The following is a 22742-nucleotide window of genomic DNA, read 5'->3' as shown; positions in this document are numbered from 1 at the left end:
GAGGGACTTATTCATTATGGCGAAAGAAATTAAATTCAACGAAGACGCACGCAGCGCAATGATGCGCGGTGTTGATACATTAGCAAACGCTGTAAAAGTAACACTTGGACCTAAAGGACGTAACGTAGTTCTTGAGAAAAGCTTCGGGTCACCACTTATCACGAATGACGGAGTGACGATTGCTAAAGAAATCGAACTCGAGGACGCATTTGAAAACATGGGTGCGAAACTTGTTGCTGAAGTGGCTTCTAAAACAAACGAAATCGCTGGTGATGGGACAACTACTGCAACGGTTCTTGCTCAAGCAATGATCCGTGAAGGCTTGAAGAACGTTACTGCGGGTGCAAATCCTGTCGGCATCCGTAAAGGTATCGAGTCAGCAGTTGCGACAGCAGTTACTGAACTGAAGAGTATTTCTGATGAAATCTCAAGCAAGCAGGAAATCGCACAAGTGGCTGCAATCTCTTCAGGCGATGAAGAAGTCGGTAATCTGATTGCTGAAGCGATGGAGCGCGTTGGAAACGACGGCGTCATCACACTTGAAGAATCTAAAGGCTTCACAACTGAGCTTGACGTTGTAGAAGGTATGCAATTTGACCGTGGTTATGCATCTGCATACATGGCAACAGATACAGATAAGATGGAAGCCGTTCTCGACAATCCATATATCTTAATTACAGATAAGAAAATCAACAACATCCAAGAAATTCTTCCAGTACTTGAGCAAGTCGTACAACAAGGCAAGCCGTTGTTGATGATCGCTGAAGACGTAGAAGGCGAAGCACTTGCAACCCTCGTTGTGAACAAGCTCCGCGGTACGTTCAATGCGGTTGCAGTGAAAGCTCCTGGATTCGGAGATCGTCGTAAAGCAATGCTTGAAGACATCGCAATCCTGACAGGCGGCGAAGTGATTACGGAAGATATCGGTCTTGACTTGAAATCTACGGACATCGCACAACTTGGACGCGCTTCTAAAGTTGTTGTCACAAAGGACAACACAACGATTGTTGAAGGAACTGGCGATGCAGATACAATTTCAGCACGCGTGGGTCAAATCCGTGCACAATTGGAAGAGACAACTTCAGAGTTCGACAAAGAGAAACTCCAAGAGCGTCTAGCGAAACTTGCTGGCGGCGTTGCAGTGATCAAAGTCGGCGCAGCAACTGAAACAGAATTGAAAGAACGTAAACTTCGCATCGAAGACGCTCTGAACTCAACTCGCGCAGCAGTTGAAGAAGGTATTGTCTCTGGTGGGGGTACAGCGCTTATCAATGTATACAAAAAAGTAGAAACATTGCTTGAAGGCGTAGAAGGTGACGTAGCAACAGGCGTGAAAATCGTCCTTCGTGCACTTGAAGAGCCAGTACGTCAAATCGCGACAAACGCAGGTCTTGAAGGTTCAATCGTCGTAGATCGCTTGAAGCGTGAAGAAGTCGGAATCGGCTTCAACGCAGCAAACGGCGAGTGGGTCAACATGGTCCAAGCGGGTATCGTGGATCCAACGAAGGTAACGCGTTCAGCATTACAAAACGCAGCATCTGTTGCAGCGATGTTCTTATCGACTGAAGCAGTAGTTGCAAACCTGCCAGAACCAGCAGGCGGCGGTATGCCTGATATGGGCGGTATGGGTGGCATGGGCGGCATGATGTAAAAATAAGCACTAAACCTTTATCTAATAGGGTTTAGTGCTTTTATTTTTGTTTTAGGGCAACAATCGGGCAACAATGAAAATGATTTGTCTTCAATTTTGCAGTTTATCCGTCAAACTGGATAAGTGACTACTGAACAAATTAGCCGCTTGATCTTTGGTCTGTTTCGTCATGTGAGCGTAGATGTTCATAGTTGTTTCAATTGAATTGTGGCCGACCCTACGCTGTATCTCACCAATTGGAACTTGCGCTTCAATCAATAAAGAGATATTCGTGTGTCTGAAGCTATGAGGTGTAATGTGCTTAGTTGTATTCATTTTCTTCATAAGACGTTGCAACCGAATAGCTACCATCTTTATAGGCATCGGATAACCCTGTACATCAACGAATACAAAGCCTTTATCGTGATAAATCATTCGATTCTTCAACTTTTCTTCTTTAATCTGCTTAATATGGCTCTTTAATAACCCGATAACAAATGGATCTAACTCTATAGTACGTAAAGAACCCGATGTTTTAGGTGTTAGCAGCGAATACTCACGTTTATTATTTTTGGGGTTGTAATAAGTCTTACTTACACGGACTACATTTGTTTTAAAGTCTATATCCGATTCCTTCAATGCGAGCAGTTCCCCGATACGCAAACCGGAATAGGCTAGAGTAGCGAATATAACAAGGTCCCCACGTAAACCTTCATTCTTAACAAGCAACAGAAACTCTTGAAGTTCTTCACGCTCCAGGAAGTTCTCCAGCACGTCCACTTCTTCGATAACTTCATCTTTCACCATGCGTGGCTTTTCAAAGTGCTTAGTAGGATTGTTCGTAATCAACTTCAGTTTTTCAGCATGGGTAAAAATCATTCTCCCAGTGGTGTGAATGCTATCCAAATAGTTGGGGCTGACATTTTTACTTAGGTTGTCCAAATGTTGCTGATACATCGACATTGTAATAGAACTAATTGGGTAGTGTTCCCATTCCTTCAATAGTTGTTTAGCAGCTATGGAGCGTGCGCGGACACTGCTTACTTTTGCGCGTTTCTCATAATGCTTAATCCACACGTCTAAAAGGTCCCCGAATGTAGTTTTTGATTCCTTTATATACGTTCCTTGCTTTAATTCTTCTTCCACACGCCTGGCTTCATTACGTGCTTCTGTTTTGGTGCGGAAACCAGACTTGGTTATCTTTATATACTTTTTAGTGACTGGATCAAGACCGGCAGAAACGATGTATTCCCATTTACCTTTCTTTTCACGAAAGCTGGCCACTGTGAATCACTCCTTTTATAAGGTGAATCATTTCAAAAGAAACTCTAACAACTCAATAATCTTTTTTCTTTCGGTCAATTCTTCAGGGATAGGGTTTTCTAGTATCATGTAAAGAATTTGGGAAATGTATGTTTTTTCATATATGTTGAGTTCTTTTCCTGAATAGATAAACTTGGTATTTAGATATGCCGCGTCAATGACATCGTTCAACACAATAGTGGAGGTATTTAATTCACTTGTATTTGCTGCCCCAAACATTTCCCTTTCCCTCAAAATGATATTTTTTTGAACTTCCAGTTCGGACTCTTCGACATAACCGGCAATGGTCATTAAAGCTGTTCTACTAACATTAAGAGCGTCTGCAATTTTTTTTAAAACTTCTACAGACGGCCGGGTTCTTACATTGTTCTCTATATTGGATAAATAACCCTGAGTCAGTCCTGTTTTCTTCCCCATTTCCACTAACGTTAATTTTTGAGCCTTACGTTTACTACGTATAACGCCACCTAGTGTAATATCTTCCTCCATCTTCTCGCCTCATTCCTCATCTTAATATATCCCAGTATACACTAAAATATATCTATTAGAAATATTTATGTTGCATAACAACCGAAGATGTGTTTTAATATATCTAACAGGAATACTTTTGTTATAAAATATGCCTGTCAGTAATATATAAGGAGGAAATCACATGATTGATATTCAAATCGACCAAGCACTTGTAGAACAGATGGCACGTGAAGCGATTGAAGAAAAACTGAAGTCAATGGATGAAAGTATTTACTTTTTAAACACAAAACAGGTTTTGAAATATGTAAATATGTCTTGGAACAGCTTTCAAGAAAACATCCTGCATGACCCAGCGTTTAAAGCCGGCATCCGATTAGGCTCAAAATGGTTGTTCAATAAAGCGGAACTAGATTTATACCTGGACAAATTCTTCACTGAAGCGCAAGCAAACGGCGGAGATATTTACAAACGTAAGAAAGAGGTGGTGTAAATGGACTTCACAACACTTTGGACATTCATGGGACCTGTTGCAATTGTGCTGGCATTCGGTGTTGGTAGAACGTGGGAACAATTGAATGGGAAGAACGCTGAATGAAACTAACTAATCATCTATCACGAGTTATCGAGGATCACATCTATAACCTGGCAGACTATCAGAAGGAAATTCAGAAGGATATTAAGCTGGGCGGTATGAACAGAACGCTCTATCTCCAGGACGTAAGACTAAGAGAGTTGCAACGTATCACACAGGCGATAGAGCAAGTGTTCAATGAGTTAGCAGAGAACAAGCAGGAATTCATTGCCACGCTGTTCCTAGAAGGGCGTACGCCTACTATACAGGCAGCCGCTGAACAGACGTTTACTAGTCTAAGCACTGCTAAACGAATCAAAAAGGAATTTATCGAAAGTATTGCAGTTAAGCTTGGTTGGATTTAATAAAAAGGAGGGGTTACTTGTGGAAACTATGGATCTATTACTCTATAAGGATTCAATAGCTGAACTAGAAGAGTACAAGAAAATACTTAAAGAAGGTTCTTTGATACTTGGACTTGATTCCAAAGTATATGACAGGAACCTTGAATACTTAGTTAGCTTTGCAATTACACAGGCATTAAAAGCTGAAAGAGAATATCTATCAGATTTGAAAAAAAGAAAGGGAGGAATTGTAAATGATAAATAAACAGGAATTGCAGAAGGTTTCCGAAGCACTGGAGATTGTTCTAGAAGAAGAGGGACCATATATCATGACAACTTCTGACGGATTAAAGACGTGGGACCGTGAAGTTAACCGGGAAGAAATGCTCCAGCACCACATTGAGGTAGCGATACAACAAATTAATGAATTAATGGAGGGTGAATGAAATGAGAGATATTAAAAACATGAGAGACGCAGCCTATGGTTTGGACGATGCGAAGGGAGGCGCACTGTTAAGCAAGATTCTGGTTTCTGACATTGTAAATGAGGTTTCACAGTTCTCGGAGTACGCGGACAATGCACATCCTGAACTAGCACAACTCTTTATGGTGGAAGTACAGTCCAAGTTACGTATATTTGCGAAGTTATTACAAAGTGCAGAGATTGATATGAAGCGAGATTTTGAAAGATTAGATACAGTATCTGATTACATCTTTGAAGAGGTTGTCCGAAACGAGACGACAAAAAAAGCCTAACCCGTCTAGGAAAGACTTTTATATCTATATACCCTGCTGGAATCGTTGGGGAAGGGTTCCAGCAATATACCAAAGGGAGGAATTACACAATGGCAAGCTCAACTAATAACACGCTTTACAGTCGATTGCACAACTAGATTACGCGACTGTATGGCATACACACTCGAAAGGACTGTTTAGCCATATGGTTAATATAATTTTACCACAAAACGAAAAAACAAACAAGCTGTTACAGGCAGCGCTTATATATGCAACGAAATTTGGTTTTCAGGTGTTACCGCTGCACTCGATACGCAACGGTAAATGTACTTGCGGATATATTAAATGCAATTCACCAGGGAAACATCCAGTCACTCGAAACGGCGTAAAGGATTCAACTTCTGATGTTAACGAGATCCGTACATTATGGGCAAAATACCCTTTTTCAAATGTTGGGATTCGCACAGGGAAAGAATCAGGAATCTGGGTGCTGGATGTAGATACAAAAGGCACAGACGGACGAGAGACCCTGACGGAACTAGAACGCGCATATGGAAAACTACCGGAAACAGTGACCGCTATAACAGGATCACAGGGGCTGCATTACTTCTTTCAATATGAAGAAGGTATAGGCAATAAAGTTGGTTTCGCTCCTTCTCTTGATAGTCGAGGGGATAACGGATTTATTGTAGCGGCACCTAGCCTTCATCTGAGTGGTAGGCGGTACGAATACGAGTTAAGTAGTCACATCATGGATGTACCTATTGCTAAAGCGCCACAGTGGCTTACGGGCATGATTATCACACCATTGCTTGTTGTAGGAGAACATCCAAAAGCTAAACCATCTTCGCACTGGCAGGGCATTATGAACGGAGTTTCAGAAGGTGGACGGAATGCGGCAGCAGCTTCACTCGCGGGTTATCTGATTCGCAAAGTTGAACCATTACTAGCCTATGAAATTATGCATCTTTGGAATGCTGAACGTAACGATCCGCCTCTATCAGTTGAGGAATTAGACAAAGTGATCGATAGTATTGCAGCAACAGAAATGAGAAGAGGGGGAAGACGATGAAACGACAACCGACAAGCAACATCATAGCGTTATCTGAAAAGAAGAAATCCCCTTCTTCTCAATTGTACACACACGCCAGTGGGAAAGAATTTAAGTTACCAAGTGGATTTGAAGTTCAAAACAACAATCTTTATATACTTGTTGAAAAAGGTAGCGGTGAAAACAAAGAAATAGTTCCTAAGTATCTATGTAGACAAGTTCCTTTGATTACAAAATCATTCTCCAATATTGAGCGCTCACAACTGTACTATGAATTGTCTTGGAAAGCAGACGGGCGTTTACACGAGGAAGTGGTCACTGCAGGCTTTGTTTCGACTCGCAAAGATATTATTTCCCTATCTGATTATTCGCTAGCTGTTAATGATGTAAACGCACGTGACCTTATTAACTTTTTTGATAGGTTACTTATGATTAATGATATACCGAGAGAAAAGATGGTTGAACGACTTGGACATATAGAAGGTGGGTTTATTCATCCGCTCTATTCTAAAGAGGTTCAGATATTGCCTGCTGATGGTGGGGAAAAGCAGATGTTGGAAGCGTTTGAATCCTCTGGAACTATAGAAGGTTGGATAAACGGTGTGTTAAAACCGGTTGAAGCACACCCGAAGGCGTTACTTATACTCTTAGCATCATTCGCTTCGGTCTTACTGAAAGACTTGAATCTTGGCCCATTTGTAATTGACCTTTCCGGTGCGACTTCTAAAGGAAAAACAACCGTTTTGAAGACAGCAGCTACAGTGTGGGGGACAGACCATCTAGTTTCTGAATGGAATGGTACTGCTGTAAGTTTCGAGCGTAAGGCGGCATTTCTGAACAGTTTCCCGCTTATGTTAGACGATTCAATGAAAGCAGACGAAAAACAGTTACAGCGGTTTGTATATAACTTCTCAGGCGGCCGCAGTAAAGGACGCGGATCTGTTACCGGTTCGCAACGCGAGTTTACTTGGAACAACCTGATGCTATCCACTGGAGAAGTACCACTCACTGAATACGCAGAGCGAGCAGGTGGAGCAGCTGCACGAATTCTTCCAGTAAAAGGCCTACCTTTTAAGGATGCAGATTACGAGTTCTTTGATGAACTATATGAAGCAATGGAGCACAACCATGGAGAAATAGGGCTTGAATTTATTAAGCAATGGGAAGAACGTAAGCACGAATTGCTTCCGAAGTACAAAGAATACAATTCCATGTTCCAGAAGAAGGCAAGAGGAAATGAAGTAGTTTCAAGGATTGCTAGACATTATGCAGCTATCTATTTTGCCGGAACACTCGTTATGGACTTCTTTGATGCTCCAATAGATCTAGGTTGGTTAGAAGTTATGTTTAACGAAATCATGGACGAAAATAAAGCCGTGGATAAGCCTATGCAGATGCTTGAAGCCGTTCTAACAGACTTGGATTCCTCTAGGGAGTCAATCGCAATTGATAATCGAGTGTTCCATGATCTAAAGGCTATCTATAAAGACCAAACGCTTTATCTGCTTCCGTCTTATTTGAAAGAGTTCCTTAAAACGGAACAAAGTTCTATAAGAAGTGAATGGCTAAGAAGAGAAATTTCAATATCCGGTCTGGAGAAAGGCAAGAAAACAGATTCACGAACACTTCGACATAAAGGTAGTGTGCATAGAGTGGTGGCAATTCATCCACATGTTGTAGAGGAATTGGGCTTTGACTTTAATGTAAACAATCATGTGTAACGAACGTAACAATTTATAAAATCTATTCGTTACACTTTTTATTCTTAGAAACCTTATGGTAATAGCATTTATAGGTACTTGTAACACTGTAACGAATGTAACGACAAAAAAACATACTTACATAGGAATGATAAATACACCACTATTACTCTTCCTGAAATAAATAGGTATGTTTCACTGCGTTACACGTTACATTCGTTACAACAGTCTTAAAGTCATATATACCAAGGGTTCGGGTGTAACGCTCTGTCGTTACAAATGTTGAAAGTGTAACGACATATTACATTAATAAGCAACAAATCGGGGGAATTACATTGGCACAGCCGCCTAAAAACAAACATTGGGGGTTGCTTCCATGCAATTACAAGTACACACAAATCCGAACATCGTTCATCCAACACTCGTGGCGTCCAAACGCAATGACTACATCCAACTAACTGTGAAGTGTCCTAAATGTGGTCAGCGACACAATCATGGTCCGGGAGAAGGGTGGCGAGTATCGGATTGCTTCAATCGAAAGACAGGAAAGAAAATGGCGTCAATCAGCTACTACTTAGAAATCGATTGGTCTGTTCCAGCTCATAAGAAATTGAAACAGCGATATGACAAACTAATTTCTGAAAGAGGTTGATGCTGCATGTATGAGATCAAGTATTCAAATGAGGAATTAAATATAATCTATCGTTCAATTGCCCACAAACAAAGGAAAATGTCGAATTTGTCCAATCACTTCGGAGCAAAAGTCATGAAGATTGAATATCAAATGCAGAGTTTGACCGAAACCGTGAGAACGATGGTACTCCAATATCATGAATTTGAACGAATGATAAGCGAGTTTGAACAGTTGCTTCGATTTATGGACGCGGATCAATATGCCGATTTCGACTTTGTGGAAATTGACCGCATGAAAGAAGAACAGATTGTTCGACTGAAACAAATACAAATTATCTTAGATGTGCCCATACCTGATATGGCAAATGAGAAATGGATTAAACAAAGAGAAGTGGGGTGAGAAGGTGTTTCCGCTACAGGAATATGATTATGGCAAGCTACGAACCTACTGGGAGAATTACAGTAAGTTCATTCATGAATTGGAATCAAAGAAAAGTCCTAATCCATATCGTGTAGAACGAATGAAGCTAATAACAGAATCGATCGAGTTTCTATTCAATGACGCCAGCGAGGATATGCAGACAATCATTCAACTGAATTGGTGGGAAGGAAAAAACCTAAGTGAAGTATCAGCTGTCCTGCACATGCCTGTAAGTAAAGTAAGACGGATGCAACGGGCATTACTTGCAGATACAGCTGAACGCATTAGCTGGGTGTGAAAGAGGTGGGGAAAGTGCTTCATTTTGAATCAAAGCAGGAGAGTTTAAACCTATATACTTACGAACTCAAACAACTGGCACGCAGTCGGAAAGAAGCACAGCGGCTAATTGATAGGCGGTCTTCTTACTTCGCTTCACTGTATGACGATATTATCTATCCATCTGTGAAGATTGACCCGCTAGATCCTGGCAATGGCAATCCCGATACAGCGCACCAGGCACTCAAGATTATAGATATGAAGGACGCTTACGATGCTCGTATCTTTAAAGCGAAAGCACAGTATGAAACATGGCGTGGGTACTTGCAAGACTTCTCGGAAGCTGATGCAGAGATACTTATACGTTACTTTGAAGATGGTGACCCAATACCTATACAGACTATAGACCGCTTACTCACACAGGCAGGGGAACTACATGACAGCTACCAGGAGGCTAATGGTAAGGCGAAAGACTTTGAAGCTTATGAAGAGTATCAAGAGCAATTGAAAGCTACTAGAGGACAAGCATACAGACCCAAAGGGTTAATGGTATTACAAGGCGGAAGATTGATTGGACAACTGGCATGACAACTACTAATAGAAAAAGGAAGTGCAATTATGTACACACTCAACGACATCAAACAAGGTGAACGACTCAGAAAGAATTATCGTGAGAAACTGAATGCAGCCAACGCAGAGATCGAGCAGAAGAAGAGAAAGCATCCTTTAATCTCTAAGACTGACAAGGCGCTGATTGAAGATATGTTAAGTAAGATTCAAGAGTTCAATGATTATACATTCAGTTATAACGAAGAGGTTGAACTCGTTAAGAGCAAATATCCTCATGCAATTAAGACAGAGAATGATGTGTTCACGTATTTACAGAAGCACAGCTCCAGTTGGTACACGCATGCAAACCGAACAGCACTGGATTTAAAACAAAACATTCGAAGAATCTTTCTTCCTTATAAACAATTCCAGTATGAATATCCAGACCAGCAAACACTAGGAACGTTTACCAATTCAACTACTTATCAATACAACTCAATAGATCCATACATTACTAAAGTTGAACGTCAACTAGAAACAATGCTGAATTGGGGAGAGACACAAATTAAGGAGCTGACTGACCGCGGTGTGAACGTGGCAAAGATGCTGGGGTACAAAGAGCGTGACTGATTACACACATATATAAAAGGAGTTGAATGATATGAGAAACCAAGAAGTGAGAGCGTTCTACCATGGAACCATAACACCAGAGCAGCGTGAGGTTGCGCGGATGAATCATCCACTGCTCAAGTTCTATGAGGGTAAGGAGAGGGACCAGATGAAACGCGAGGGAATGACTGACCGAGAGTGTGATGAGCGCATTCATCTACGGATGATGCTACACCCTGACCCGCGCATAGCACGACTGGCCACACCTACGATGAAGTTAAGTGCTGATGAAATCAATTCTGTATTAAGGGAAACAAGGGGTTTATTACTGTGATAGCGAACGCGAAAGCAATTCTTTTTGTATTCGGTCTGCTGCTGATCTGTGCAGGGCTGTTCGTTATAAACTCGGCGTTAGGCGTGATAGGGCTGGGCGTAGCAATGGTAATGGTGGCAATGATACTTGAACACGAAGGAATTTAATTATATTGCTGGCGAATGTGCGGTGTAAGTTTTTCTGGAAAATATTTTTGTTTTTATTGTCCTGTTCTTTCTCAAAGAAGAATGAAAAATAAAAATCAGAAACAACTCCCCCCGACTCGAAACGACCCATACGGACGGAAACGCCGTTGACCGTTCGCCAGTCTTTTTTGAGGGTTTCTCCCTAAACTATTTCGCCAAAACAAGAAGGAGGTGATAAATATGGCCAGACCTAGAAAACTATTAGGCGCAACAACGAAAAACTACACAAAAGCGGAAATTGCAGAACGAGAGAAAGATGAGTCAGCATTACATGAATTTAAAAAGATTTCTAAGCGTCCTCCATCTTGGTTGAGTGAGGATGCGCAAGCGGAATACAAGAGAATCATTCAATTAGTCAATCAGTTACCCATTGCGGATTTGGACCTTGCATCCCTAACGATGTATTGCGATTACTATTCAAAATACAAAGCGGCATCTATAGCAGTAGAAGAAGAGGGACGGACTATCACGGAATTAGATGCACAAGGTAACGACAGAAGAAAGGTGAATCCCGAATTTACCGCAATGAATGACGCTGCACGTAATCTTCGTTCAGTAGCTGGAGGATTAGGGTTAACCATTGACAGTCGAATGCGGATTGTTCTACCTAAAGACGATAAAAGAATGGATCCATTCGCTGAACTGTTAAGCGGGGACTAATTTAATGAGGATTGGGCGACCTTTCCTCTATCTTTTTATAAAAAAGGATGTGTAGATGGTGGCTAAAATCAAAAGCACTAGATCAGGCTCACATCAAGCTAATTTAGTAGAGAACCAAAAGCATGAAGTTTACTTGATGATGCAAAGATTAAAACGAGATAAGTATATGTTGTCTGCACAAAACAAAACACAAAAGGAAAATAGATAGAACTATTTTATTCGGACTTTCCAAGAAAGGGGGTGAGAACATGGAAACTAAGCAAATCGGCATAGTGAAATCAGAAGGTATAGAGTTCCCAGTCGCGTTTGGTATGGAAACTCTGTACTTGTATCAGAAAAACTTTAAACGCAGTTTGGACAAGGACTTACAGCAGTTTGGTGAGCAAGCAACACAGGGTACATTCGACCATGGGAAATATCACATCAAAGCATTGCAAATTGTTTGGGCGTTTGCAAAATCTGCTGATCCGAAGATTAAACGGCCAAAAACATGGATGAAACAGTTTGTCGGTCATTCTCCATATGACATATTCGTACAGGTAGAAAAATTATTAGTGAAGGAGGTGAGTTAGTATGGCAGGAAACAGAGTTATATCCGCAGTTTTAACGCTGAAAGATAAAGACTTCGGAACAACCGCACAGAAATCTGCATCAGCAATGAAGGATTTAGAACGTAAAACGAAACACTCTGGTAACACCATATCTAAATTTGGTAAATCTGCAACGGCTAGCTTGAAAGGCGTAGCAGCTGGAGCGAGCAGTATCGTTGCTGCAATCGGAGTTACCAAAGCATTATCCGGTGCGTTCAATATGGTGAGGTCTTCGGTTACGTCAGCGTTTGACCGAATCGATACGATGGAAAGATTTGAACGAACTATGACCACTATCACAGGTTCTTCAGAGCAAGTAAAGGCGGCACTTGAAGCAACTCGTGATGCAGTAACAGGTACGGGATACGGACTAGATACGGCGGCACAAAGCGTTCAGAACTTCGTAACCCGTGGGATGGATATAAACAAGGCAACGAAGACAGTCGCGCAATGGGGCGATGCAGTAGCGTTCTATGGTGATGGTAGTAACGAGCAGTTTGAAACTGTTTCGGATGCTATTGGTAAGATGTATTCATCCGGTAAAGTTTCGTTAGATCAATTAAACCGATTGACGGACGTAGGAATTAACGCAACAGATATGTATGCGAAAGCAGTTGGACGAGATTCCACATCTGTAGCAAAGGATTTATCCAAAGGTAAGATTTCCGCAGAAGAATTTTTCGATGTTGTTGGAACAGCCATGATGGAAGGAACGAACGGTGTTCAGAAGGTTGCCGGTGCTGCCAAGGAAGCTGGTGCATCATGGGGGAATACATGGACTAATATGCGGGCTAGTGTAACTCGCGGAGTGGAAGATATTATAAAGAACGTTGATAAAATGCTCGTATCAAATGGATTGCCAGATATGCGTTCGATGGTAAGTAATTTTGGTAAGAAGTTTGAAAGTGTACTTTTGAGTGCTTCTGATAAGATTCCTCTGCTATCCGGTGGAATTGTGGGAATGTACACCGCTGTTAAACCAGGATTGGATTGGTTGAAAGATACAGCATTCCCGGCTATTAAAACTGAATTGCAAAGTGCGTTTGAAACATCCCGCCCGGTTTTGGAATGGATTAAAGATAATGCATTCCCGGCGATTGTGGAAGCCGCAAAAACAGTCGTTGAAGGATTCACGGATTTATATAATTTTGTGAAAGACAATTTGCCGCTTCTGACTCCGATTGTCGCTGGTGTCACAACCACAGTGCTGGCGTTTAAGGGGGCAGTCGTTCTAGTCGAGGGAGCAATGAAAGCGTGGCAAGCCGCAACCATCGCGGTAGAAGTCGCAACAGCATTATTAAATGGTACGTTGACACTCTCTCCATTGGGATGGGTAGCGCTCGCTATTGGTGGAGTGGTAGCTGCCGGTATTGCACTCTACCAGAATTGGGACACCGTCAAAGCGAAAACCGCTGAATTATGGCAGAAGTTGCAAGATAACCCTCTAATGGCGCTCGCATTAGGTCCAATGGGCGTGCTTGTTGCTACTGGTGTAACACTTTATAAAAACTTCGACAAAATCAAGGCGACTTTCAATGCGTTCAAAGAGACTATCAAGAATTTCGTATTACCTAAATGGGTTGCCACAATTGGTAAAACACTAGCTGGTGCAGCAGAAAAAGTAAGAGGTATCGCCGGCGGTAGAGCGCCTATGGATTCTTTCGCCGTGGGTACAAACCGTGTAACTCATGACCAAGTGGCGCAAATCCACAAGGATGAAATGATTGTACCAGCCGTACAGTCTCGGAACGCTCGTAAGCAAGGTATAAACATTAACAACATCGACAAGCAGAAAGAAAGTCCAGTGCGACCGGTGCAAGTTAAGTCGAGTAGCAGCAAAGGCAGTAACAACGTGTTTAACATCAATATAAACGGTCACAATCTAACAGTTGACCAAATCATGAACGAGATGGTAAGAAAGATTGAAAGAGCAAACTTCAATATGGCATAAGAAAAAAGCACCTATCCTAAATGGACGGGTGCTTATTCCTTTCCTTACAAGTATTCACAGTTTAAATGCCGCAAAATAGATAACACATGGTATAATTATCTGAAAATTAGAATCAGGGAGGTAAAGCTGTGCCTGAACTTAATGTAGTGGGTGTGATTTACGACAATCCAGACGGAACCAACAGGCAAGAAGTTATTCGACACGTAATTAACTCCTATAAATCCAAAGGTAAACTCAAACCGTGGGATAACCTAACGGATGAACAAATTATAGCGGATGGTGCAGAAGGGCATGAGTACGAAAATCAAGTGGTGAAAGCAGCTGCGCGATTAGTGAAAGAACCGAATAATCCCCATGATCCAAATGCAATTAAGGTAATTCTAATTGATGCTGAACGAAAGAAACACCATGTTGGTTACATCCCCAAAGAGAAAACTGCTGAAGTATCACGACTTATGAAAACCCTGAACCGGATTGATGTTGAGTTTACAGGTGGTCAATACAAGGCAATAGATATTGATGATGACGAGAATGAATACATTGACACTTACTCAGAAAACTATGGAGTTATTCTACACACTGTAGACGTTGTGGAACTGACTGAGAACAATCCATTCCTAAAAGCCGGCGACGGATCACCTAAAGCTAAAATGGCTGGCCGTTTAGGCTGCGGACTTATGGTATTCATTTTGATTATGATTGTTGTTATTATTCTTAGTTGAGAAAACCTTTTTAACACCCTATCCATTAGGGAGGATAACCATGCATGAACTATTAGAAGTTTCAGAAGTGGCTAGGCTGCTGAAAGTTAATCCAGATATCGTGTGCAAATTAATAAAAAGCGGTCAGCTCATGGGATTAAAACTTGGTCGTATGAAAGTATCTACTATTGAGATAGAGGATTTCTTACAAAGGAATGCAGGAAAAGATTTAACTGATCCATACAATGTGAAGAAGTTAGAAGGTGCTGTGGAATTAGGTAGCTCCCGCAGGTCAGTGGATTCAAGTAGTGATGAATTTAAAATATTTAATGAAGGGAGTACTGTTAAGAACGAGGGAGGTTCTTCAGGGAAACCAGTCCATGTTATTAATTTGTACGCTGCGAGAAGAGAGCTTGGAATAGAACAAAAGGCGCTTGCGAAGTTGTTAAATATCCACTGGACAAGTTACTCAAGGAAAGAGCGTGGTGTTCATGATTTCACTCTCAGTGAAGCAAAGAAGTTAGCGGAATACTTCAACTGCACGCTGAATGACTTGTTTCAGGATGATTAAACAGATAGCATCCTATCCACTATGGGTAGGGTGTTTTTCTTGTTTAATTTTTATGTGTCATACATACTTTCATATTTTAGGTTATAATGTATTTATTGCTAAGAATTATGCAGGGGTGGTGAAAGCAATGGTAAAAGGAAAGAATACGAATAGTTTAATGCGTCATTTAAGAGATAACCATAATATAGATATCCAAGGTAGCAAAGATAAGAAAAATCTCATGAATATGGGGTATTACCACGGTTACAAGGGATATCGGTACATAAAAATTCCACAAAATACGATAGAGTTTCAAAGTTTCAGTGAGGTAGTCGCTATATATGAATTTGATATGATGCTGAAAACTATTTTTTATCCTAATTTAATGATGCTTGAAACAGCATTGAAGAACCATGTACTCGAAGTTATTATAAAAAAAGGGTCTGCCGATTTTGAACACGTGTTCACGAATCTATTAAATGACTATAAAAAAGAAAATGCGGGGAGCAAGAAATATAAGAAGAAGATGAAAAGTAGGTTGAATTTACGAGATCATATATATGATACTATTTCCAGAAGCTTTGCGAGTGATAAGCCTGTTATTCAGCACTTCTTTCACAAGAATGAACCAATCCCCTTGTGGGCGATTTTTGAAGTTATTACATTGGGGAGTTTTGGATCGTTCGTCCATTGTTTGAATGAAGAAACTAGGTTGGAAATAGCGAATGAAATAGGACTCAAATCAACTAATCATAATCATAATGGTAGATTGGTTGAAAAGATGGTATTCGCAATTAAAGACTTGAGAAATGCTGTAGCACACAACTCAGTGATTTTTGATTGTAGGTTTAAACAAGGGGAACCAGCTGCCGAATTAAAAGCTTTTCTATCCTCCGAGACAGGTGTAAGAGATGTTACATTCGACAATATTGTTGATTATCTGGTACTGGTGATTTATTTAAAAAAGAATTTCGGAGCGACTAAAACAGAGCTGAAAAAAATCATTAAAGATTTCTCTAGAGAATGTGAACATTTTGGGGAAGTTATTCCTCGCGAAGCATACTCGGCAATTTTAGGTACGGATTTTAGAACAAAGATAACTAGATTGTTGAGATATGTATAGTTAAAAATACTTTACACATACTACGTTAAGTGTTAACATAAAGTTAACTAATAGCGGTGCATAGCTTAGGCTAGCACTTGAGGGAACCGGATGCGTCTGGTTCCCTTTTAAAAATGCGATACGTCACTCCCTCCACTGTGGAGGGGGTGTTTTTTTACGGTTGTAACACTAGTTTCAATGCTGGGTAAAGAACTAACGCTTCACTGCTTCACTGTATGGCTTGTGTGAGGTTTGAAAGTGTGTCCTCAATTATGAGGAAACCTCACTACCGAAAATCCGGGAGTGAAATCTGACGGCTCAAAAGTGAGCCGCGAAAAAGATGTGTCCAGTTTTGAGCTGATCTCACTGCTTAATTTTCTGTAGTAACAAAGGTCTGTCCAATTTTGGACATACTGATAAAGTTCCATGCAAAAGGGATGACTACTAATCACGTCCTCACTAGGGGAGTATGCGGCACATACGTCCTTCCGATGGAGTGATTACTAATCACCTCATCCGGTTTTCCTGAATTGAAGTTAGAACATAGCGATGGGGTCGTTACTAACTACCTCATCGTGAGTGGGGCAACAATCGGGCAACAATCAATTGCTGAATTGCATAAAACTATATGGTGAATAATTGGGGAATACTTTTAAATCAACGTTTTAAACCTGTCATAACATGATATAAAACCAATTAATGAATGGGCGGCATGATGTAAGTCATCCCCATAAATAGAAAAACGTCAACTCCGGAAGAGGGAGTTGGCGTTTTTTGTTTGGATAAAATCGGGGGGGAGTTGACGGTTGTTGATCTGCGCTGCAGGTGGACGCTTTCCGCGGGCTCGCCCTCAGTCTCCTCGTCGCTTCGCTCCTGCGGGGTCTTCGCGCTTCGCTTATTCCGCAGGAGTCGCCACCTTCCGCTTCGTTCAACGGATTTAAGAAGAGATTAAAGTCTTTTACACTAAAATAAGTTTTAACGATAGCAGTATCTAATTGTGAGATAGACATGAATGTTTAAACAAACACGAAAGTTTTGTGCACGGGCATGTGAAATCCAAGTATTTCGATTTATTTCTAGACTCTTGTTGTCGTTCATCTTGGTTATGTAGGGAAGAACTTCATTCATCCCTTATTGGAATCGAATTTTCGTATTGTTCCCCCAGACGAGGGGGAAGTACAGCGATTAAATGCCATACAATGAAGTGGTAGTGTTCAGGGGAGGATAGAAAACGTCATGGCGGCACTTTCCGACAATCCAAAAGCATTATTTCCTGTAGGTATCATCGTTTGCATCTGTTCTCTTCAAACCGCATGATCTAACGCCGGTACTTGTAGATATTTCTGGTGTATCATCGAGTGGTAAAACAAGCGTTTAAAAGCATGTGCGAGTGTTTGGGGTAAGCCGAATGAATATATAAGTTCTATGTTAACAACAAAAATAGCGATTGAGCGAATGGCAGCATTTTTAAATGTATTCCCCTTAATCCTTGATGACACGAATACAGCGCACGATCCAAAAGCGCTACAGCAAATGATCTATATGTTTGGCAAAGGTACAGGCAAGATGAGGGGCAGTCTAGACGGTAGTAGGTGTACGAGTAACTGGCAATCTGTGTTCATTACGACTGGAGAAAACAACATCCTAGAATATACGAGCTCACAAGGAAGTGCAGCACGAGTTATTCCGATGACTAATTTAAAATTCATTCATCTATCTAATGATATAATTATAGTAATACTTGGTTCGAGGGAGAGCGGCTATGCCATTAATTGAAGAAGAACTAAAGATTGTGAAAATCCAAGAATTGCTCGATAAAGAATTAACCTTGCCATCATATCAACGCCCATACAGTTGGAGTGTTCAATCAACAAACACATTGTTTTTAGACACCTATGGAGCATTTAAAGAAGGTACAAATGAATATAGACTTGGATCTGTAATCTTGCATAAGGAAATAAAAGGCGGAGGTGCAAAGTACAACATTGTAGATGGACAACAGCGTTTAACATCTTTGTCTATCTTGTTGTACTGTCTAGGTGACGTAACACAAAGCCTGCTTCAAGAGAAATATAATAAATTGTCCAATGACGCCATTGTAATGAATTATAGGATTTTAGCTAAGCGTACTGGTGAACTTGATAAAGATGAACTTGAAAACTATAAAGAATATCTTATGAATCAATGCACGACAGTTCAAATTGTAACTGATGGTGAACAAGAAGCATTCCAATTCTTTGATTCGCAAAATTCTCGAGGAAAAGAATTAGATCCACATGATTTATTAAAATCCTATCATTTGCGTGAGATGGTAAATGACGATGAATATGTAAAAATGAAAATAATTAATCGTTGGGAAGATTTGAGTCAGAATGATCTTAGAGATTTATTTAGAAATTACTTATACCCTGTGACTCAGTGGTACAAGCGTAAAGAAGGATTAGGTTATTCATCAAACAAAATTGATGCCTTTAAGGGAATTAAAAGCTCAAATATTTTCAATTATGCCATCTATCATAAGGCGAGTAATTTATTTATAGAACAGTTCAATTCTAGCGGAAGTAATGAGCTGTTATCATCAAATGAGTTAAATCAGTTTCAACTGACGCAACCGTTGATTGCCGGAAAGCGATTTTTTTATTATACATTGCATTACGGAGATTTGCTTGAGAAAGTCCAAAAGGTGATTAATCAGTTTCATGATGAAACTGAATTGCCAAGCAAACGATCTGGAGACATCTATATTAAGCAGCTGTACAAATGTGTGTTACTTCTCTTTGCTGACAGATTTGGCATAGATAGTCTTACAAAACCAGTATTACAGCAGTTTTATTCTTGGAGTTACTCGTTGCGACTGTCTATGAATGCTGTGTATCCACAAACCATAAATAAATATGCCAGAGGAAATCACCACCGAATTAATGCAGGTCTTGATATGTTTTCAAAAATTAATGAGATGATGGGACCTGAAGAATTGAAACTAATTGTTTTAGAACGGCCAGAAGCTGATGAAAAGAGTATAGAAAAATACAACAAAATATACGAAAAGCTTTGTATTTGGAATAGGTGGTAGAGAATGGCTAGTGACTTAAAAATAATACCTGTTTATGATATTTTTATGAAATACAATTATATAGTGCCAATCTATCAAAGAAATTATGCTTGGGAAGAAAAGCAAATAGATCAGCTGATTGAGGATATTGATGGAGCAATCGGTCACGGAAAAGAGAACTATTTTTTGGGGAATTTAATTGTAAATCAAACCGACAACAATCTATATGAAGTGATTGATGGGCAACAACGATTAACCACTCTTTATCTTCTCGAAAGATTTCTTGGGTTGCCATTCGCGAAAGAGGCTTTGAAATTTGAAGCACGTGAAAAATACGCAAGAACGTTAGCTATTGTGAGTGAATCTGGTGACAATGATTTATTGGAAGAGTTGACTGCAAAAGAGATTACCAAAGGATTTCAAATTATAAATGACTACTTTAACAATAAACAATTTGATAAAACGGAATTCGCTAAAAAGTTGAAAAAAGTATTTTTGATTAGGGTTCAAGTACCACAAAATATTGATTTGAATCATTACTTTGAAATCATGAATACGCGTGGTGAACAGTTGGAATTGCATGAAATTGCGAAAGCGAAAATTCTGGAAGTCTTATCGAACGATGATGAGAAGAAGGCGGCAGCAGAGATTTGGGAAAAGTGTTCTGACATGAATTCATACGTACAGATGAATTTTGATGCATCCGTGCGTATGAATTTGTTTACTAATGATTGGACTAGTTTAAAAAATGAATTGCAAGGCTTCGATGCAGTCAAAGAAAAGATAACTGGTGATGGAGGTAATTCAGATAAGAAGACTTTACAGGATATACTCGTTGAAAATAAACTATTGAATTTAAATGATCCTAGCAAAGGTACCGATATGGAAAATGAACGATTCGAATCAACGGTTTCATTTCCAAACTTTTTACTTCAGGTCAGTGCTGTAGTACGTGAATTAGGAGAAGAGGATTCTAGTTTAGATGATAAAAACTTTTTAGATAATTTATCCTGGGCGTGGTCAACAACTGAAAAAGCAAAAGAGTTTTTATATTATTTGCTTAAATGTAGAGTTTTATTTGATAAATATATTTTGAAACGCGAATTTGCACGTGATTATAAAGAAATAGGAAAATGGTCACTTCAACGCTTGGAAAAATACACTGATAAAAAAGGGAGTAAGCCTAAATACGTTGGCACATTTGGCGATGAAGACAGCATAAATAAGCAGCTTCGAACATTACAATCGGCGTTACGTATCACCTATACGTCACCAAAAACAATGCATTGGATAACTTTTTTATTAGCTGAATTGTTAAATAATGAATCTGTAAATTTGATTTGTTTACTTGAAGGATATTGTAAGAAAAAAGTTATTGCTTCTGATTATCGAAATCAAAGTGATTTTGGAATTGAACGAATTGTATTTTCATATTTAGATTATTTGCTCTATCGTGATGGTTACAGTTTTGATGGAAAAGAGATAATATCACCATTGCGTGATGATTGGCAGTTCCAATTCAGAAGTTCAATTGAACATTTCTATCCTCAACATCCAGATGCTACTGAAGTATGGGATAGCGAAGATTTAAACTGCTTTGGAAATTTGGCTTTGATTACAGTTTCAGGGAACTCTAAGTTTTCTAATATGCCTCCTGAAGGTAAAATTAAATATGATTACATTGTTAGTCAAAGCTTAAAGCTGAAAATTATGAAAGCAATGACGAACGGAGATACTTGGACAAAAATCAAAGCTAAAAAACATCAACAGGAAATGTTCAGAATTCTAAAAAAATAACAGGTAGGAACTTGCGTGAATGATGAGTAATACAATTGATGCTTAGTAGCATTGAGTCCTTTCGAGTAATCGTCAAAATCATATCGGTGGCTTCATTCCATATAAACTGGAACTTGAGCCAAAATAATTAAACCCACCAGCACCAATGTGTTGCCACATACACACCGCACACCATGAGAGCGTGAACATCCGTGCAGACTATCTGCATGAATCGCTAACATTTTGCTAACGCAATCCCATAAAAAGCGGTAAATCCCCGTTAAAGATGTTACAGAACGTAACCCCGAAAACGTTGATGTACCGCACTTTTTGCAACTCTCGTAAATGATATTACACGATTTCACCTTACGGGCGGCATGATGTAAGTCATCCGTCTGAAATAGAAAAACGTCGACTCCGGAAGATGGAGTTGGCGTTTTTTGTTAAATAATATAGTAAAAAGCCTGAAAAAATTTGGATAAAACACTTGATATTCAAGATTTACTAAACTTTCAATTCAAATTCATCCATTCTTTACATGTTCCAATATTTGTGTGACATAATTGATTTGAAATATCTGAATTATTTATCATCTATTTAATTATACAACTCAATTTTGTCTCTTGCAAAAATGTAATGAGGGGGATGGAAAATGTATTTACAAGATATATTACCAAAGATGTCAAAGCTTTATCTAGGAAGGATTGTAGATAGCTTTTTGAAAGATGTCCACATGGAGACAGAGGAAGAAATGCGCGAAGTGATTCTGAAGAATATTGATGAGTTTCAAAACAAAGAGCGTGTAAAAAATTACTTGGATTTCAGTCGTGAACCACGTGACTTAGCATTGTTAAATGAACTTATACTAATGGCGTTAATGGAAAAGGAAGGCTATTTACTAACAGAAGCTAATCTCTACAAAGAGGTAGAAGACATGGAAAAGGCGATTTTGAAACAAAGTAAAGATGATAGTTACATGAATCGGTTTATCCCCCAAGATGTCAATAGAATCTACAGTGCGGTACTTGATGAAGCATGGAAAAAAGATGAATCTTTAAATGAGCATGAGATTAACATTTTGGAAGTGTTAAGAAGAGAGCTTGATTTAACGAAGCGCGATCATTATTTAATAGAGAGCAGAATTGGCAGATTCCCACAAAAGAATAATGTATTGCATACGCACCAGCAAATTAGTAAGTCGTTAATTAACTTGCAGACCCGCGGACTTATTTTAAGGTTTAAAGATGATGCCTCTTACTACATAATTCCAACAGATATCGCTCGTGTTTTACGTTACCAAATGGGTGGAGAACTAAGAAATGAAGTATACGAAACATTGTTGAATGATTTAAGTGTAAGCCAGCTAAGAGAAATTTTGCTTCACCTCGATTTTAACGTAAGTGGAGTAAAAGAAGCTATAGTTGCAAGAATTATTAAGCATAACATCCTACCTTCAACTGCTTTAAAAGGTAAGCCCGTAATATAAAAAAGCACAGCCTTTCGGCATGCTCTACAAATAGCCCTTCTC

The 22742-nt window shown here is 39.7% G+C and carries 27 protein-coding genes and 1 pseudogene; 26 read left to right on the top strand and 2 right to left on the bottom strand.

Annotated features, from left to right (window positions below; genetic code table 11):
- The first annotated feature begins 16 nt into the window (after positions 1 to 16).
- Positions 17 to 1651: a chaperonin GroEL gene (groL, locus tag PGH26_RS13705; protein WP_323691611.1), complete on the top strand. Its 1635-nt coding sequence runs from the start codon at positions 17 to 19 to the stop codon at positions 1649 to 1651.
- A gap of 90 nt (positions 1652 to 1741) precedes the next feature.
- On the opposite strand, the gene PGH26_RS13700 is transcribed toward groL, so the two are convergent.
- Together PGH26_RS13700 and PGH26_RS13695 are read right to left on the bottom strand one after the other, a co-directional pair.
- Positions 1742 to 2914: a site-specific integrase gene (locus PGH26_RS13700; protein WP_323691610.1), complete on the bottom strand. Its 1173-nt coding sequence runs from the start codon at positions 2912 to 2914 to the stop codon at positions 1742 to 1744.
- Between the two features lie 27 nt (positions 2915 to 2941).
- Positions 2942 to 3442: a helix-turn-helix domain-containing protein gene (locus tag PGH26_RS13695; protein WP_323691609.1), complete on the bottom strand. Its 501-nt coding sequence runs from the start codon at positions 3440 to 3442 to the stop codon at positions 2942 to 2944.
- Between the two features lie 163 nt (positions 3443 to 3605).
- On the opposite strand from PGH26_RS13695, the gene PGH26_RS13690 reads away from it, so the two are divergent.
- From PGH26_RS13690 to PGH26_RS13575, 25 genes and pseudogenes are all read left to right on the top strand, one after another.
- Positions 3606 to 3914, top strand: a complete 309-nt coding sequence (locus PGH26_RS13690) for a hypothetical protein (RefSeq protein WP_323691608.1) — start codon at positions 3606 to 3608, stop codon at positions 3912 to 3914.
- A 101-nt stretch (positions 3915 to 4015) separates the two neighbouring features.
- Positions 4016 to 4360, top strand: coding sequence for a hypothetical protein (locus tag PGH26_RS13685; protein WP_323691607.1), 345 nt, complete (start codon positions 4016 to 4018; stop codon positions 4358 to 4360).
- Between the two features lie 19 nt (positions 4361 to 4379).
- Entirely contained in the window at positions 4380 to 4604 is a 225-nt protein-coding gene (locus PGH26_RS13680; RefSeq protein WP_323691606.1) for a hypothetical protein, read from the top strand.
- Positions 4594 to 4785 carry a hypothetical protein gene (locus PGH26_RS13675; RefSeq protein WP_323691605.1) on the top strand — a complete coding sequence of 64 codons (192 nt, stop codon included), beginning with the start codon at positions 4594 to 4596 and terminating at the stop codon, positions 4783 to 4785. The genes PGH26_RS13680 and PGH26_RS13675 overlap by 11 nt, the downstream gene beginning before the upstream one ends.
- A gap of 1 nt (position 4786) precedes the next feature.
- On the top strand, positions 4787 to 5095 hold the full coding sequence (locus tag PGH26_RS13670; RefSeq protein WP_323691604.1) for a hypothetical protein: 309 nt from the start codon (positions 4787 to 4789) through the stop codon (positions 5093 to 5095).
- A gap of 184 nt (positions 5096 to 5279) precedes the next feature.
- A complete protein-coding gene (locus tag PGH26_RS13665; protein WP_323691603.1) occupies positions 5280 to 6146 on the top strand; it encodes a bifunctional DNA primase/polymerase in 867 nt (288 codons plus the stop codon).
- Positions 6143 to 7846 (top strand): DUF927 domain-containing protein, encoded by a 1704-nt coding sequence (locus PGH26_RS13660; protein WP_323691602.1) that lies wholly within the window; start codon positions 6143 to 6145, stop codon positions 7844 to 7846. Before PGH26_RS13665 ends, PGH26_RS13660 begins: the two co-directional genes overlap by 4 nt.
- A 355-nt stretch (positions 7847 to 8201) precedes the next feature.
- Positions 8202 to 8477 carry a hypothetical protein gene (locus PGH26_RS13655; protein ID WP_323691601.1) on the top strand — a complete coding sequence of 92 codons (276 nt, stop codon included), beginning with the start codon at positions 8202 to 8204 and terminating at the stop codon, positions 8475 to 8477.
- Positions 8478 to 8483: 6 nt separating this feature from the next.
- A complete protein-coding gene (locus PGH26_RS13650; RefSeq protein ID WP_323691600.1) occupies positions 8484 to 8858 on the top strand; it encodes a hypothetical protein in 375 nt (124 codons plus the stop codon).
- A 4-nt stretch (positions 8859 to 8862) separates the two neighbouring features.
- The gene (locus tag PGH26_RS13645; protein WP_323691599.1) at positions 8863 to 9177 is read left to right on the top strand and encodes an RNA polymerase sigma factor sigma-70 region 4 domain-containing protein; all 315 of its coding nucleotides are present in this window, start codon (positions 8863 to 8865) and stop codon (positions 9175 to 9177) included.
- 14 nt (positions 9178 to 9191) lie between these two features.
- Positions 9192 to 9743 (top strand): hypothetical protein, encoded by a 552-nt coding sequence (locus tag PGH26_RS13640; protein ID WP_323691598.1) that lies wholly within the window; start codon positions 9192 to 9194, stop codon positions 9741 to 9743.
- Between the two features lie 30 nt (positions 9744 to 9773).
- Positions 9774 to 10334, top strand: a complete 561-nt coding sequence (locus tag PGH26_RS13635; RefSeq protein ID WP_323691597.1) for a hypothetical protein — start codon at positions 9774 to 9776, stop codon at positions 10332 to 10334.
- A gap of 31 nt (positions 10335 to 10365) precedes the next feature.
- The gene (locus PGH26_RS13630) at positions 10366 to 10647 is read left to right on the top strand and encodes a hypothetical protein (RefSeq protein WP_323691596.1); all 282 of its coding nucleotides are present in this window, start codon (positions 10366 to 10368) and stop codon (positions 10645 to 10647) included.
- Positions 10644 to 10793, top strand: a complete 150-nt coding sequence (locus PGH26_RS13625; RefSeq protein ID WP_323691595.1) for a hypothetical protein — start codon at positions 10644 to 10646, stop codon at positions 10791 to 10793. Before PGH26_RS13630 ends, PGH26_RS13625 begins: the two co-directional genes overlap by 4 nt.
- Positions 10794 to 11012: 219 nt before the next feature.
- Positions 11013 to 11492: a phage terminase small subunit P27 family gene (locus PGH26_RS13620; protein WP_323691594.1), complete on the top strand. Its 480-nt coding sequence runs from the start codon at positions 11013 to 11015 to the stop codon at positions 11490 to 11492.
- Between the two features lie 58 nt (positions 11493 to 11550).
- Entirely contained in the window at positions 11551 to 11700 is a 150-nt protein-coding gene (locus tag PGH26_RS13615; protein WP_323691593.1) for a hypothetical protein, read from the top strand.
- Between the two features lie 40 nt (positions 11701 to 11740).
- Positions 11741 to 12064 (top strand): hypothetical protein, encoded by a 324-nt coding sequence (locus tag PGH26_RS13610; RefSeq protein WP_323691592.1) that lies wholly within the window; start codon positions 11741 to 11743, stop codon positions 12062 to 12064.
- A gap of 1 nt (position 12065) precedes the next feature.
- The gene (locus PGH26_RS13605) at positions 12066 to 14033 is read left to right on the top strand and encodes a tape measure protein (protein ID WP_323691591.1); all 1968 of its coding nucleotides are present in this window, start codon (positions 12066 to 12068) and stop codon (positions 14031 to 14033) included.
- A gap of 128 nt (positions 14034 to 14161) precedes the next feature.
- A complete protein-coding gene (locus tag PGH26_RS13600; RefSeq protein ID WP_323691590.1) occupies positions 14162 to 14755 on the top strand; it encodes an HIRAN domain-containing protein in 594 nt (197 codons plus the stop codon).
- 40 nt (positions 14756 to 14795) lie between these two features.
- The gene (locus tag PGH26_RS13595) at positions 14796 to 15305 is read left to right on the top strand and encodes a helix-turn-helix domain-containing protein (protein WP_323691589.1); all 510 of its coding nucleotides are present in this window, start codon (positions 14796 to 14798) and stop codon (positions 15303 to 15305) included.
- A 127-nt stretch (positions 15306 to 15432) separates the two neighbouring features.
- Positions 15433 to 16407 carry an Abi family protein gene (locus PGH26_RS13590; protein WP_323691588.1) on the top strand — a complete coding sequence of 325 codons (975 nt, stop codon included), beginning with the start codon at positions 15433 to 15435 and terminating at the stop codon, positions 16405 to 16407.
- A 1365-nt stretch (positions 16408 to 17772) separates the two neighbouring features.
- Positions 17773 to 18162: pseudogene (locus PGH26_RS16190) on the top strand (DUF927 domain-containing protein); the annotation flags it as partial.
- Positions 18149 to 19459 (top strand): DUF262 domain-containing protein, encoded by a 1311-nt coding sequence (locus PGH26_RS13585; protein WP_323691587.1) that lies wholly within the window; start codon positions 18149 to 18151, stop codon positions 19457 to 19459. The pseudogene PGH26_RS16190 and the gene PGH26_RS13585, both read left to right, overlap by 14 nt.
- A 3-nt stretch (positions 19460 to 19462) precedes the next feature.
- Positions 19463 to 21235 (top strand): DUF262 domain-containing protein, encoded by a 1773-nt coding sequence (locus tag PGH26_RS13580; RefSeq protein WP_323691586.1) that lies wholly within the window; start codon positions 19463 to 19465, stop codon positions 21233 to 21235.
- 631 nt (positions 21236 to 21866) lie between these two features.
- Positions 21867 to 22700: a hypothetical protein gene (locus PGH26_RS13575; protein WP_323691585.1), complete on the top strand. Its 834-nt coding sequence runs from the start codon at positions 21867 to 21869 to the stop codon at positions 22698 to 22700.
- Positions 22701 to 22742: the final 42 nt, after the last annotated feature.

The organism is Sporosarcina jeotgali (assembly GCF_033304595.1).
Classification (GTDB): Bacteria; Bacillota; Bacilli; order Bacillales_A; family Planococcaceae; genus Sporosarcina; species Sporosarcina jeotgali.
The sequence above is the reverse complement of the archived record's forward strand: the minus strand, read 5'-3'. Positions and strand labels throughout refer to the sequence as shown.

Coding starts and splice junctions, on each gene's coding strand:
- PGH26_RS13635 (WP_323691597.1), top strand. CDS start 9,774: ATGTACACACTCAACGACATCAAACAAGGTGAACGACTCAGAAAGAAT.
- PGH26_RS13685 (WP_323691607.1), top strand. CDS start 4,016: ATGAAACTAACTAATCATCTATCACGAGTTATCGAGGATCACATCTAT.
- PGH26_RS13695 (WP_323691609.1), bottom strand. CDS start 3,442: ATGGAGGAAGATATTACACTAGGTGGCGTTATACGTAGTAAACGTAAG.
- PGH26_RS13595 (WP_323691589.1), top strand. CDS start 14,796: ATGCATGAACTATTAGAAGTTTCAGAAGTGGCTAGGCTGCTGAAAGTT.
- PGH26_RS13610 (WP_323691592.1), top strand. CDS start 11,741: ATGGAAACTAAGCAAATCGGCATAGTGAAATCAGAAGGTATAGAGTTC.
- PGH26_RS13655 (WP_323691601.1), top strand. CDS start 8,202: ATGCAATTACAAGTACACACAAATCCGAACATCGTTCATCCAACACTC.
- PGH26_RS13605 (WP_323691591.1), top strand. CDS start 12,066: ATGGCAGGAAACAGAGTTATATCCGCAGTTTTAACGCTGAAAGATAAA.
- PGH26_RS13670 (WP_323691604.1), top strand. CDS start 4,787: ATGAGAGATATTAAAAACATGAGAGACGCAGCCTATGGTTTGGACGAT.
- PGH26_RS13585 (WP_323691587.1), top strand. CDS start 18,149: ATGCCATTAATTGAAGAAGAACTAAAGATTGTGAAAATCCAAGAATTG.
- PGH26_RS13650 (WP_323691600.1), top strand. CDS start 8,484: ATGTATGAGATCAAGTATTCAAATGAGGAATTAAATATAATCTATCGT.
- PGH26_RS13575 (WP_323691585.1), top strand. CDS start 21,867: ATGTATTTACAAGATATATTACCAAAGATGTCAAAGCTTTATCTAGGA.
- PGH26_RS13620 (WP_323691594.1), top strand. CDS start 11,013: ATGGCCAGACCTAGAAAACTATTAGGCGCAACAACGAAAAACTACACA.
- PGH26_RS13630 (WP_323691596.1), top strand. CDS start 10,366: ATGAGAAACCAAGAAGTGAGAGCGTTCTACCATGGAACCATAACACCA.
- PGH26_RS13690 (WP_323691608.1), top strand. CDS start 3,606: ATGATTGATATTCAAATCGACCAAGCACTTGTAGAACAGATGGCACGT.
- PGH26_RS13665 (WP_323691603.1), top strand. CDS start 5,280: ATGGTTAATATAATTTTACCACAAAACGAAAAAACAAACAAGCTGTTA.
- PGH26_RS13580 (WP_323691586.1), top strand. CDS start 19,463: ATGGCTAGTGACTTAAAAATAATACCTGTTTATGATATTTTTATGAAA.
- PGH26_RS13590 (WP_323691588.1), top strand. CDS start 15,433: ATGGTAAAAGGAAAGAATACGAATAGTTTAATGCGTCATTTAAGAGAT.
- groL (WP_323691611.1), top strand. CDS start 17: ATGGCGAAAGAAATTAAATTCAACGAAGACGCACGCAGCGCAATGATG.
- PGH26_RS13675 (WP_323691605.1), top strand. CDS start 4,594: ATGATAAATAAACAGGAATTGCAGAAGGTTTCCGAAGCACTGGAGATT.
- PGH26_RS13660 (WP_323691602.1), top strand. CDS start 6,143: ATGAAACGACAACCGACAAGCAACATCATAGCGTTATCTGAAAAGAAG.